Raw genomic sequence first — 13,394 nt, 5'->3', positions numbered from 1 at the left:
CTTTTGATCTTAGAATCGAATGTTGCTGTTGATACCTTGCGCTAGTGCATAAGCACCCATAACAACAATCAAACCAACCGTAGCACCAATAAACCAACCCTTGGCCTTCGGTCGTCCACTATCTCCACCTAACATAAAGTAATAACCACCGATACATAGTGCAATCGCAGCACCTACGATTCCACCACCTTGTAACCATTTTAAAATTGCTAAACCAGTTGTATTTAATAAATCCATACAAATTTCCTCCTACAAATAATCTTTTTGTCTCATTTGAATGACAATTGATTAATGGAATAATGGGGTCATCCTTCTTATCTTCTATAGCCTCAATATAATCTGACGAAATAACATGTTTTTCTATTACTTGACAGATGAAAGTCTTTTCTTCATTTGAGAGATAAACAAAATCCCCTATTTTATCCGATCAAGTGGACTAAATAAGAGATTCAGATTTTTCATATAATGTGAAGCTAAAGTATAGTTTTTTCCCATCGTTTAATTCGGTTTTAGGGTACCAGCTCCTGCCGAAACGCCTTTAATAAATGGCAGTCTCAACTTCACTCTCTGAATGTCAACTTCCCCAATAACGGGTAAAGTCATTCTTGAGGCAGTTATAACATCTTTTGTTGTAATATTTTTAATTTCATCAAAATTATAGGTTACCTTAGCCTAATCATTTTTGGCTTTTACTTTAGTCTGAATGAATAAGATTCCTATAATAATAATTAAATAGGAACCAAACCTACTTTCCTTTTTATCCATTTTCTCTTACTTCATACTGTTTATTTTCTAATACATCCACTTCTTGTTTAGTTGAAGAAAATTTTTCTTTTAACACCAATAATTGTTCAAATGCTTTTTCACTATTTTCCACAATATAGTTTTGATGTTGCTGGTATAACCATTCGTTATATTCTTCCCCTAATACTGACATCAACTTTTCCATTTTTTCTTTTTGTTTCTTTAGTTCTTTTAAATTAATTGTTTCTGACATCGAAATTCTCCTTTCTAACTTAAATAGCAAAATAAATAAGCACCGATGAAACGCTGCTATAATTACATGTATTCAATTCATGAGGTCATAAATTGTATTAAGCGACTTGTTTCTTGATTCGATAATAACAAGATCCGATCGTTGTTACCTTGTGTGCCATATGGTCTTACCTCAAGGTATTGAACTTGATCCTCAGTAAAGGCTGTACCGTTGTCATCACTCGCATTTGTTACAATGAAAGTCTTATTCGGTTCTCTTTTCATCCACTCAGAAAAGCCTATTAATAACTGTGTTGCTGTAAATTGACCATTCAGTTCGAGGACGACATTAAGTGGTTTTATCATTCCTTTCGCGGATGTAGCTTTTCGAATAAAACGTAATCGATATTTCTTATTTGTTACTTCTTTTGGTATTGCCATTTTATTATTTCTCCTTTCATTTATTTTGTATTTGCATGAAACTGTCTTTCAATTTCAATAAATGCACACTTTGTATAACTTCCCATTGACCCAGAATCAATAACTCAGCCTCTTTTAGACAAAATAAATAGCCCTGCTTTTTCAGTGAACTGAGTTTCACACTCATCTTCATAACGCCTTTTCTGTTTTGAAGTTTTTCTTGATGAATGAAATCTTTGTATTAATCCCCCGTAAAAGTATGGGAAACTTATACAAAATCTAATAAATGGTTGTCTTTTAATCGCTCGAATGTGCAAACAGGCATTGTCATCGCGTTTCTAACCAATCATTATCAAACAAAATCACTTTCAAATCATTGAAAATAAATGAAAAAACCTATAAAATTAAGTTTCCTACGTTTAATTTATAGAGGTTTTTGTTTAATCAATTAATCACGTAACATAACCATTCGTTATAGAATACTGGTTAATTGTGCGGGCATTTAACCCAACCTCACATCACGCCCTTGACGACTTGCGTCTAAGGTTAATTTTGAGTTGTTGGTTTTCAGAGACCAACTCGTCAAAACAACCCACAGCGTAACCGAGTGCCTTCATTGATAAAGGTGAGAAGACATTACCTTTAACTCTTTTTATTCTTTTATGAATGAACCGATGTGAAAAAAAGATAGCGCATTTTCCTATTTCTAGGTAAATGCGCTATCTTCATTCCTACTGAGTACACAAAAAGTATATGTTTCACAATAAAAAGATTAATCATTTTTATGAAAAAATATACTACCTTCCCCCATAATCTAACTAAATAGACAATGAAAATCTAGGGTTTTCATGTGCAATTTTGGAATGAGACAAAGTTACCTAGCAACCCTTATTTGCTATGGAAACTGTAAGATGAATGCTTCCAACACGATTCTTACTGTCTCATTTTTTAATAGTTCTATAATTATTAGTCATCCGTTTACAATCCAGATAATTCCAAAATTTTTATTTTAAATTTCATTTATAAATCCATTTAATTTCATGAAAAAATCTTAAGGTTCATGCGGAAGTGAATATATTATCATTTTTTGTAACTACATATAATTAATCTTATACTTCTCCTCATTTCTATAAATAAAGTTAGCATGTAGAAAATAATTTGGGGAGGGTTAAAAAATTAACCCTCCCCAATCAGCTACAAATATTGTATAATAAAATGCTTATTTTTCTATTTTCTTTCTAATATTCTTAATTTGAAGTTTTATTGTCTCCACTGATTTATATAAAATTGAAGCAATCTCATTTTTCTTTAAACCTTTTTCATGCAATTCGTACACTTCTCGTTCACTTTTAGTTAATTTTTTAATTTTTCTTTCTTTCAATAATTCAGATAAAACAATGTTTGTAGCGTCAGAATGAAGACTATGATTATTTTGATAAGCTTCTTTTATTGCGTTCGGTATATCTCGAAAAGACTTTTTTGCAACATAGTTCATTACACCTTTATCAAATGCATTGAGGATGGTATCTTTATCTTCCCACGAAGTTAACATAATGATTTTACAAAAATTCTTGCTTCTTAAATAGTCAGCAATTTCAATTCCTTCGAATTTCTCAACATTATCTGTCAATGAAAGATCTAATAATGCCACATCAAATTTCGTACAATCAACATTCAAGGCAGCTTCTTTAGTTGATACTTTCTCAACAACAACTATATCATTTTCTCTTTCTACTAATTTGCACAAACAATCCATCCAAACAGGATCATCTTCTACAATTAACAATCCAATTTTATTCATTACTAACACCTCTAGCCTATGATACTCCGAAATTCAATTTTTCTGTTAATCGGAAATTTAAGCATTACAGCAGTTCCATTGTGTAACTTACTTCTAATCAGTAGCTTTCCATTAAGGCGCTGCATTACATTAAAACAATATGTTAATCCTAGTCCATAATTATCAACTTTTCCTTTTGTAGAGAAAAATGGATTTAACACAAGAGACATGTTTTCTTTGCTAATACCAGCTCCTGTGTCAATAATATCAACGTATATATATTTTCTATCACGATAGACATTAATTGTTATTTTTCCAGATCCTTTAATTGCTTCGATTGCATTTTTAAGGATATTTAACAGCATTTCTCTAAAATGAACTGAATCACCTTTTAATTTATAATCGAGTTTGTAATCTTTATGGATGATTATTTCTCTCAGCAACGGTGTTAAGAGTATGATACTTTCTTCAATAACATCGTTTATCCAGAAGAAATCTATTTTAAAATCAACAACATCTAACTGAGATTGAACTCGTGTAGATAAATCAATAATATGATTAATTGATTTTTTCGTTAAATTCATATTACTAAGTGTTTCTTTATCGTTCTCTACTATTTTTCCTTCTAGCTGTTCGATTAAGAAATCAATTTTGGCAATTTCATTTTTAATTGTATGATTGAAAACTGCTGTACCTGAAACAGCGCTTTTAACCATTAATTCACTTCGATCATTCTCAATTCTAATTTTAACACCTAGAATACCATAGCGTATGCCATAATAGACGAATAATAGAAATTGGACTCCAATGATTAAAGGATTAAAAAAATCCCAAGTTCCTACAACACCGAATGCCTCCAAAATGAAATTTGTTATCATCGACATACTGATCATCGGTATCACATATATACAAGTCAATATTCTTTTCTGCTTGATAATAGGGTTATTTTCTTTCAATGCCGTATAGGCCAATAAACTTATACATATAAACATATATGGAACAGCCCATGTCGATATAACTTTAAAATTCACTTTAAAATCAGGATAGTATTCGATATGGAAATACATATATATTACTGGAAGAAGGAATAAAACTTTACATATTCTTTTTAGTTTATTTTCTTTAATGATACCGGTATAAAGAAAACCAAATATCAAACTAGTATAGGGAACAAAAAAATGTGAAGTAGATGTAAAAAAAGCATCTGCAAATTTAATATATTCTGGACGATTCATCCCTCTGCCCAACAGAGTTCCTATTCCACCAAACATACCAACGAAAGCTAAATAACTCGACCAACGAAGCGCTTCATTTTGATAATTCTTCCAAAATAAAGTGATCCCCATAATTCCTAGAACAATGACGAGCATGACCATAACTCTCACCTCATTGTTCTATTTTGCAAGAAAGTCATAACATCTTTCGCAATTTTATTTCGTTTAAGAACAATACCCGAATGACCACAATTGTAGATAATCCTTCTTGGTTTATTCCAAGCATTCCACAATATATCTGCATCTTCAATATCTACATATTGATCGTATTTAGCAGAAAGTAATAAAATGTGATCCTGTTTTATTTTCGGAGGAACTAAACTCGCTTCTAGAATTTTAAAGTGTTCAGATATTTCTTGATATCGAACTCCATTTTCTAACAGTTCTTTTTTGATAAATTTTCCTGGATCAGTATTCCATATCGTATGTGCAAGAGAATTCACATAAAATATAGACACCATTGCATCTACCTGGTCCTCAACAGTAGCAAGCAAATTTGTAATAAATCCACCAAGACTAAGACCTACGACAAAAACTGGCCCTTGTTGTCTCTTCTTGATTGAATGAATAAAAGATCTTAAATCCACAACTGCTTGTCTAACTGCTTGCACTGTACGTTCAATATTTGCGCTCACCATATGTTCACCACTAAAAGATGACTCAAATGGCTTTCTTTGCAAATGGTAAGGTAAAGTATAATAATACATATTCCACTGATGTTTCTTCATGTGATGTTGAAACATTTTTATTAGTCGATCATTCGATTTCATTCTCCATCCATGTACAAAAATAACATTTGGTTGTTCTTTATTCTCATGTTGAACAAATTCCCCAGTAACAAGATCATTGATGGTGTCCCCTATCGGAACAATACTCTGAAATTCAAAAATTCCAGAAGTATATTCATCCTCGATACTATGGGTAGTAAGAGATACATTTGGTACAGAATTAGTACTATAAAACTCGTCCCTATTCCTCTTATTGACATGCTCCTGAAAAGAAGTGTAATGTGCAGCGTTGCTAATGTTTTTATGAAAATTTCGGAGTGCATATCGATCAATTAATTTTGAAAACAAAATTTCTCACCTCAAGACTATCTTTTTTGTATCTATTTGAACTGGATAATTACCAGTTAATTTATATCGTTATCTATAAAGTAAATAATTGTATTTTTGTATCTATCTAATGCTTTTTAAAGGTGCCGTAAAAAATATAGCTGAAAGGTATTGATATCTAGCTCAATTTATTGAACAGGTAGCAAATATTCCTTTGTGTAATTAATTTTCTAACCAGTTATACATAATATTAATGTCAAACGCTTTAGGTTCATCTTTTAATTTCTCTTTGTATTCTTCTTTTTGTTGATTTAATTCCATTTTCTCAAGAGACTTTGTGTAAGCATTATTTAGCATTACAAATAACATATTTGAAAAATTTGTATGTACTTCACCCTTAGATAGTTTGTCTTTTGCGATTCGTATTTTTGATCCGATCATTTGATGAGTGAGTTTCCCTTTGAATTCATTCTTGTAATAATTACATATCTCGTTAATTTGATCTTCAGAAAAAGACTTTCTATCATCATCTATATTTCTATCCATATCTAAAGGTAAATTTTTATCTATTAACCTATTAATGTTAGTGTTACTATCTTTTGAAGCATTAAAAAGAATATTTGAAACATTATTGCGTTTTATTTCTGATACGGTTTAATTCAACCGTTTGACTTTTAATACGGTAGGTAGAAGTTCGATTGCGTATATTTTGTGGATATTCGTAAACTATTATATTTTTTGGCTTTTGTGCTTTTCTAGTACTCTCTTCGTATTCAATAATATCAATTAGACCAAACTCCCATAAAGGCTGTAATTGTCTATATAATGTACTTTTACTCATTCCTAAATACTCTGCTAAAGATTCGATGGATCGTGGGATGATATCAAATGCACGATTTGCGTCTGAACGATCAGCTAGAGTATGCAATCTTAAAATGATGAAGGAATGACAAAGGATGTACATCACTCTCCGGGAGTGGGATATTGACCGTTTTATGAAGCTGCGAACTTCTTAAAACACGTCATTCCTTTTTTCTCTTCCTTTCTGTTAATTTCTAAACAATGAATCTATCTATTTTGAATTAATTACTAGTTTCTGTTAGCTTAATCCTATCACTTTAATTAAATATGTAGTGTCCCAAAATAAAATTATTACGTTACTTTGCAATTTTAAATCTTTATCGTCTTGTGATAAAGGCTTATTGCTGCAATGCTGCCTCCATTAAAGAAGCAATTGATGGAGTTTTACCTGTACCAGTTCATCCTGCAGCAAGCATGTGGTAGTTTAATTCGTTGGAATTCAATAATATACGTTCTTTAAAATCTCTATACCATATAAAAACACCTGTTGAAAGTTTTTCTCGATAGTTTTGCTGTTTCTTGTCCAAAAATGTAACCCTATTTTTGCGAAACGCTTTATAATTTTGTTCAGATTTTTGCTTTAGTACTTCACCGGATTTTGTTTTCACTCGCTTTTTCCAAAGAAACGTTGCAAAAACGAAGTACCCGAATGAAAATAACAACGCCATTGCGACTAACATCATATACGATGAAGCATTAGCTTTAATAGGATGACCTTCATTGACTAACCGTTCAAGTCCGGTTAGTAGATACGGGATATTCATTTCAGAAATGATGCCAAAATACGTAAGGTCGGTTCCTAATTGAAATTGCCAGTAAAAGAAGCATAAATCCTATCAAAAGAGCAGCATATGATAGCCAGGTTCTATTGAATTGATGAATAATCGCAAAGATCCGCATTCCCTGTAATGCAGGAAAAAAGAATAGTAATACAACCATACCAATCAACCGGTCTGTTTCAGTTTGCTGAGATTGCTCCTGGCTCCTCGGCATGTCCACTTGGCACCACCTCTTCCCAACGCTCTTCTAAAATTACCAAAAGAATTTTGACATCATCCGCAAAATCAATCACTTGATCATACCCGTAAGGCTGATCTTCTAATCGTTCACTTGAAAGTAGAGCATCTAAAAGCTTAAACTTTTTATCATACCGTTTTCGTTCTTTCTTATTTAGTTCCAATTCGACCAAGGTAGTTGTACTTTTCCTTCAGCTGACTTGAAAAAGAACACAGTGTCAGGTATTCGATCCCTGTTATCATTGTAAGCTTTTAATTTACTCTGATTATCCCCTTGTCCAATCATTGAGTGACGAATTTCTCTTTCAGTACGATATTTAAATTCAACACCCTGCTCTAGCTTGAAACTCATAATATAGGCCCAAATCCGTTAAAAGCAGATCATGCTGCATCGTATAAATGAAAACTTTTGTTAGTACTGTTGCACTGACATTCGTTAAATTTTTAGCTTCAATTTTCCCCAAATAAACTCCAACTTTATGAGCAATCGTTTCATGTATTAAATAATTCTTACCCTCTAATTTTCTTAACCGACGATAAACACGATGAATATTAGGCTCTTGAAATTTAAATAACGGAAACATTCCCCTTTACCTAAAAAATAGGAACCACTCTCTTGTTTAACAGTTAACCACCCCATTACCGATTCCATTAACAAAAAAGTCAAATCACACCGCAAATTGAATCACAACTAAAAATTAAGAAATTAATAGATACCTAGAACAAGTTCTCATACCAAACTATTAAAATAGCTAAATAAAAAGTTATTCATTCTTATAAACTCAACAATTTTACTAATGTATACGTATACACTATAAGCTAACTTTTATACACTAATCCTTTTATTAAACAAGCTGCTAATCTACTTCAATCATTTGAATTTCTAACTTTATCTCAAACACTTTTAACCCCTTTTTTTCACTGGAACCTATTTCTTGACCTTGAACTTAGTCACTATTTTTTTGAGTGGAAAAGATCGCAATACACAACCATTCATTTTCTTTTGAATTACATATTGAAAACTATATAAATTGCGAAAATTCTAATTTCCCAACATTTTACAATACGTACAACTGTTTCGCAATTCCAATCAAGTAAATTCGTTATGTATGGCTATATAGTGAAAGTTAAAGTAAGAAGATCCCCTATAAAACTCCTTTTTTACTACGTAATTGCCACAAAAGCTTAAATTATAACCCCATATAGTTTTAATTTATTTCTGATTTAATAACACTGATCAATTTCTTTTACACTATTAAATTAATAATTATAAAAAATAACTATTTACCTCAAACAATCCATTGTCACTATGAATAAAATCATACATAACAATGACAAAAAATTATAAGACAATCTTAAATTTTTTTCCTCTAAAATATTAACAATTTCATTTACTGAACTGCACCTATTCTAACTATAACAATAAACAGTCCCTTCGAAATATCTTTTCGAAAGTAACGCTACTACACACTACGCTTTAAAATAGAAACAAACACACATTCTAAAACTACGACCCTGACCTAGTAAAAACAAGCTAGCAACACCAGACAAAAGGAGAATATAGATATGTAAAGGCAGACTGGCTTATTAATTTTAACCGGTATTTAGAGTAGGTGGCGATGCTCCACAACCATAAATCAGGTCTAGTTCAGCCCAAAGTAGATCAGCCTCTACAGACGGGATGGCAAGTGAGTGTTTAAACAGTTTTAGTTCAGGAAATAACTCAGTAAATGTTAATTGTGCATTTTTAACTTGTTCTTTACGTAGATGCAATAGTCTTCTAAAAAGCATAGTTCGACTAGCCACTTTCGTGATTGCTCCACGCCCTTGACCAATTGTATATTTTTTTAGTTTACTAGAGCGCTTCAGAACTTCTTTTAGAGATGATACTGCCATTCCAAAGATTTCAGCAAGCATCTTTAAAGAGCCCTCTAAAAATGGTGTTTCGGGGCTTGTCCTAGCCTCTAAAAAGGCAATAATATCTTCTTCCCATTCGTTATAATGAGAACGAATTCGATCTTCACGAGATTTTTTAAACTTATACCAACCTTCTCTTCCTGCAAATTGAGCTTGTCCATCTGTCCATAACTCAAGTAATCCCTCAACATACGAACGTTTCGCCCCTTTATACTTACCAGAATATGCACTATTCAAAGTACGTTCAAATTCAGTTTTTGATAAAGGTTGAGCTAAATTACTATTAAACTGGTCTAGCTCATCATATGCCTCTTCATACGATCTTTCACTAGCGTAATTGGCAATAGCCATCGTTAAAAGAGCATTATTACGGCTGGCTCCATGATGCCCTTTTTCAATATCCGTTGCACGTATGAGTGCATGATACCAATCTGAAGACGTTTGATCGAATGCTGATGTATACTTATTGTAAACAACATGCAAAAAAGTTCTTTTTTCTTGTTCTTCATACTGTTTTGACCATAAAAGTAATTGATTCGTATTTGCCATTACCTCATAAAAATCAAGTGTATTATCTTCTCTTGGTATACGATAAAAACCAAACGGTATACATCCTGTATCGATTGGAACATACTTACTTAATGCTTTCCGTATATTTTCTGATAAACGTTCTGCTACTCGAAGTGCCTTGTAATCATTGTTTTTATGAATATAAAACGGTGTGTCTAAGACAAAAAAAGCTTGAAACCCTCTTGGAGTTTCCAAAAGAAGGTTTGGACGTGGTAGTCCTAATTCTTCACAACCTAAATAAAGGGCATACAAATCGACGTTTTTTGTGTCGATGTCAAACCCAATAACATTAATCTGTTTAAGATTTTCACGTGTGTGTCCTTTAATCACTCGTCTTTTGAAATCGTAATAAGTACCACCTCTGTACGTGTTTGGTGTCCAGTGTGACAATTGCTGATAACGGTCCTGCAATGCTTCATAAGATGTAACAACATAACCTTTACCATTGATAAGGTCCTCTTTAGTAGGCGACACGAAAACTGCACCTTTGCGGTACGGATCATTCTTTTCAACTTTCTCGAAAGCTACAACTCTATCAAATGGTGCACGAGATCCTTTTTTCTTATATAAAAGCAGGCTATTATGGGTCATGAATTGCATAATTTCAACCGGTGAAATAACACTTCTTATTTTGTGATCTAATTCATGCACTTCCATTTCGTACACCTCCTTTATATGTATATAAGAATGCTAGAATAATTTGTTGAAATAAGTATATCGAAATCGATTTTTGAAAAAGTGCGCTCTCTAAGCAAAATGCACCAAAAAAAATAAACCCCTTGAGGCCAATAGCCACAAGGGGTTTAGAATAAGTTGAAATTTATTTTTCTATGCAAGTTTCGCTGATATTTTGCACCAAATTAACAGAAAATGAACCATTTTTTATAAAAGGCAACTTTTATAAAAATTGAAGAAACCTTGTTCTATCAATCGTTTCAGAGATTCTATCCAATAAATTACTAAACAGGTTTCGCTGATACACTCTTGCTTGTGGTGCATTTTTCATACACAAGTTCCGCTGTTTTTTCAACAACACCATTGGGAGAACGATGTATTTTTTTATTAATTTTGCTCATGAAAAGTAAAAAACTGTCGAGATATCAATGTTTTACTAGGTACACAGGTTCCGCCGACTTTTTTATAAATGCACCAAAAATGGAGCAATTCGATAAAGAATAGTACGCAGGTTCCGCTGAACGTCTAAAAAATGCACCACTATTGGGCCATTTTTTATAGAAATAATATACAGGTTCCGCTGATGTTTTATAATTGGTGCATTTTAAGAAGTTAATTGAATGATAATGTACCAAATTTGGCATACTACCTAATCATATCTATTTCTATTGATGCAAGACAGGACATACTCTGTTTTTATTTTTCCCGCTTAAAGATATTTTTCACTTTTTTCACTGAAACCTTTGAACCACCTCTATCTAGTACATTTTCAACGACCATTGCGACCATCAAATTTGAGGATTTCGTATCATATGCGATGAACCATCCATTTTCGATCCCTTTTTCACCTTGTTTTTGTTTGATTTCAGCTGTACCGGTTTTGCCTGAAAGTGGATAATCTGCCATTTCTGCAGCATGTGCTGTTCCTTTTTTGTCAGCGACGACTTTTCTTAGCATTGTTGAAATCATCTTCGCATTCTCACTTGTCATCGCTTGCTGCTTCAGCACCTGACTTTTTTGCTCATCAAGTAACAGGATGGGCCTAATCATATTCCCGTCATTTATAAGTGGTGTGTAGGCAGCCATTAAATGAACAATATTCATTTGAATTTGTCCCTGTCCATAGCCAGAATCAGCGAGTGAAATGTCATTATCAAGACTACCAATCGTCGATGTTTGCAATGGGAATGGATAAACGAGTTCCTCTTCAAAATTGAACCCCTTCAACCCTTGTGCAAATGAATCTTTGCCAATATTCAATGCGGTTTGAGCGAAGTAAATATTATCAGAGAGAACGAGTGCTTTTTCAAGGTTTACCGGATTTGCTTCGTGGACCCTCGTGACATAATAGCTACCCCAAGATGGATCCTTTTGCCATTTCAGGCCTCCAATTTCCACCGATTGTTCAGGAGTGATTGCTCCATTTCTCAACCCAATAGAAGCAGTGATTGGTTTAAGAACAGAGCCAGGTGCATATTTCTGTTTAAAGCGCGTCATCAATGGCTGCCGTTTATCTTCCTGAAGTGTTTTCCATTCGTCAGCTGAAAATCCTAAAGTGGCTTGATTCGGGTCAAATGATGGACTACTAACAAGTGCGAGTGTTTCACCAGTTTTAGGATTCATTGCAGACGCTGCGCCCGCTTCCCCTTTTAACTCTTCATACACATTTTCCTGTAAGTTGGCATCAATAGTAAGGCTTAGATCTTTCCCATCCTCAACCTCTCGTTCAGCCAAGGCCTTCTCGCTTCCGTCTTTCTTTTGAATTGTGATTTTCGCACCACTTTTTCCTTTTAGTTGTTCATCAAGCACCTGCTCAAGACCTTTTTTACCGATAACATCAGTGCTTGTATAGCCCTTACCTTTCAGTTTCTCTAATTCTTCCGCGGTGATTGATCCAACATAGCCGATTAAATGGGCTGCGGCATCTTTATACGGATAAATGCGTGCTTCAACCTTTTTCATTTGCACCGGTTCTAAAGCGACTAACTGCTCGATTCGCTTCTTATCGTCCATTGAGATTTTTTTCAATGGAACAAACAAGTCCGGCTTTACCCAGCTCGCACCCAGCTCTTTGTTGATTTGATCTGGTGTTATTTTAAGGAGACTGGATAATTGCTGAATAACTGTTTCGTTTTGGTCGGCTAATTTTCCAGGTACCACGCCAACTTCGTACACTTCTCCATTCACGGCCAATCCTTTACCGTTACGATCGAATATTCCTCCTCGTTTCGGCGAAGTAGTGCTGAGTCCAATTTTGTCGCCTTCCTTCAGCTCTGGAAAAATATATGTCGTGTTCCAGTCGACATACCAGTTTTTCTTTTTGTCTCTTTCCTCTTTTTTCAAATTGGCTTTTTGGGTAAATTCGATTTTGCCTGCGATGCTTTCCATATTTGCAGAAAATGTATAATCAGCCTTTTCTTCCTTAGCTTGTTTAGCATCTTTTGGCTGTTGGAATGTAATCTTAAGGTCAGTGATTTGTAGGTCTTCGTATATTTTTTGATAGCGTTTCGTAAATTCTTCTCTCGTAATCGATTTTTTCGCATCACTGGTAAGATAATCATACATCTTATCAAATTTTTGCTCATTCCATAATGCTATGTATTCCGAAAATCTCTCTTGTGGGTTTGGTGCTTTGCTGCATCCTGATGTAATAATCGCGACAATAAATAGCAAACCTACTAACTTTTTCATCATTTCCTTCCTACCTTCCTCTAATAATCCTTAATTCCTCTAAAGTTGCCCAATAATAAAATGTGGCGTGTAACCAACATGGATTATTATTGTATTCAATTGAAACTATGGAAATTATATTTCTTCACTTTTTTCAAACCAAAAAACCTCCTCCTAATTT

General features: G+C 33.4%; 14 protein-coding genes. All 14 read right to left on the bottom strand.

The window, feature by feature from the left end:
• Positions 1-9: 9 nt before the first annotated feature.
• The 14 genes from ACFCYN_RS18760 to ACFCYN_RS18695 all read right to left on the bottom strand — a co-directional run bounded on the left by ACFCYN_RS18760 (position 10) and on the right by ACFCYN_RS18695 (position 13,234).
• Positions 10-237 carry a hypothetical protein gene (locus ACFCYN_RS18760; protein WP_029715230.1) on the bottom strand — a complete coding sequence of 76 codons (228 nt, stop codon included), beginning with the start codon at positions 235-237 and terminating at the stop codon, positions 10-12.
• Between the two features lie 520 nt (positions 238-757).
• Positions 758-997: a hypothetical protein gene (locus ACFCYN_RS18755; protein ID WP_098119147.1), complete on the bottom strand. Its 240-nt coding sequence runs from the start codon at positions 995-997 to the stop codon at positions 758-760.
• Positions 998-1,074: 77 nt separating this feature from the next.
• Positions 1,075-1,416: a hypothetical protein gene (locus tag ACFCYN_RS18750; protein WP_375950940.1), complete on the bottom strand. Its 342-nt coding sequence runs from the start codon at positions 1,414-1,416 to the stop codon at positions 1,075-1,077.
• Positions 1,417-2,614: 1,198 nt separating this feature from the next.
• Complete coding sequence (locus tag ACFCYN_RS18745; RefSeq protein ID WP_375950938.1) at positions 2,615-3,196, bottom strand: response regulator transcription factor; 582 nt, start codon at positions 3,194-3,196, stop codon at positions 2,615-2,617.
• A gap of 11 nt (positions 3,197-3,207) precedes the next feature.
• Entirely contained in the window at positions 3,208-4,551 is a 1,344-nt protein-coding gene (locus ACFCYN_RS18740) for a sensor histidine kinase (RefSeq protein ID WP_375950936.1), read from the bottom strand.
• 5 nt (positions 4,552-4,556) lie between these two features.
• Positions 4,557-5,528 (bottom strand): alpha/beta hydrolase, encoded by a 972-nt coding sequence (locus ACFCYN_RS18735; protein ID WP_375950981.1) that lies wholly within the window; start codon positions 5,526-5,528, stop codon positions 4,557-4,559.
• Between the two features lie 198 nt (positions 5,529-5,726).
• On the bottom strand, positions 5,727-5,945 hold the full coding sequence (locus ACFCYN_RS18730) for a hypothetical protein (RefSeq protein WP_375950934.1): 219 nt from the start codon (positions 5,943-5,945) through the stop codon (positions 5,727-5,729).
• 187 nt (positions 5,946-6,132) lie between these two features.
• The gene (locus ACFCYN_RS18725) at positions 6,133-6,471 is read right to left on the bottom strand and encodes a hypothetical protein (protein ID WP_375950933.1); all 339 of its coding nucleotides are present in this window, start codon (positions 6,469-6,471) and stop codon (positions 6,133-6,135) included.
• Positions 6,472-6,763: 292 nt separating this feature from the next.
• Entirely contained in the window at positions 6,764-7,129 is a 366-nt protein-coding gene (locus ACFCYN_RS18720; RefSeq protein ID WP_375950931.1) for a hypothetical protein, read from the bottom strand.
• Positions 7,130-7,323: 194 nt separating this feature from the next.
• Entirely contained in the window at positions 7,324-7,554 is a 231-nt protein-coding gene (locus ACFCYN_RS18715; protein ID WP_375950929.1) for a hypothetical protein, read from the bottom strand.
• Positions 7,536-7,733 (bottom strand): hypothetical protein, encoded by a 198-nt coding sequence (locus ACFCYN_RS18710; protein WP_375950927.1) that lies wholly within the window; start codon positions 7,731-7,733, stop codon positions 7,536-7,538. Before ACFCYN_RS18710 ends, ACFCYN_RS18715 begins: the two co-directional genes overlap by 19 nt.
• Positions 7,705-7,965, bottom strand: a complete 261-nt coding sequence (locus ACFCYN_RS18705; RefSeq protein ID WP_375950925.1) for a hypothetical protein — start codon at positions 7,963-7,965, stop codon at positions 7,705-7,707. The genes ACFCYN_RS18710 and ACFCYN_RS18705 overlap by 29 nt, the downstream gene beginning before the upstream one ends.
• A gap of 1,009 nt (positions 7,966-8,974) precedes the next feature.
• A complete protein-coding gene (locus tag ACFCYN_RS18700) occupies positions 8,975-10,525 on the bottom strand; it encodes a primase C-terminal domain-containing protein (protein WP_375950923.1) in 1,551 nt (516 codons plus the stop codon).
• Positions 10,526-11,239: 714 nt separating this feature from the next.
• Complete coding sequence (locus ACFCYN_RS18695) at positions 11,240-13,234, bottom strand: penicillin-binding transpeptidase domain-containing protein (protein ID WP_375950921.1); 1,995 nt, start codon at positions 13,232-13,234, stop codon at positions 11,240-11,242.
• Between the last annotated feature and the right edge of the window lie 160 nt (positions 13,235-13,394).

The organism is Gottfriedia sp. NPDC056225 (genome assembly GCF_042267765.1).
Taxonomy (GTDB): domain Bacteria; phylum Bacillota; class Bacilli; order Bacillales; family Bacillaceae_G; genus Gottfriedia.
This window is presented reverse-complemented; position numbering and strand designations above follow the sequence as displayed.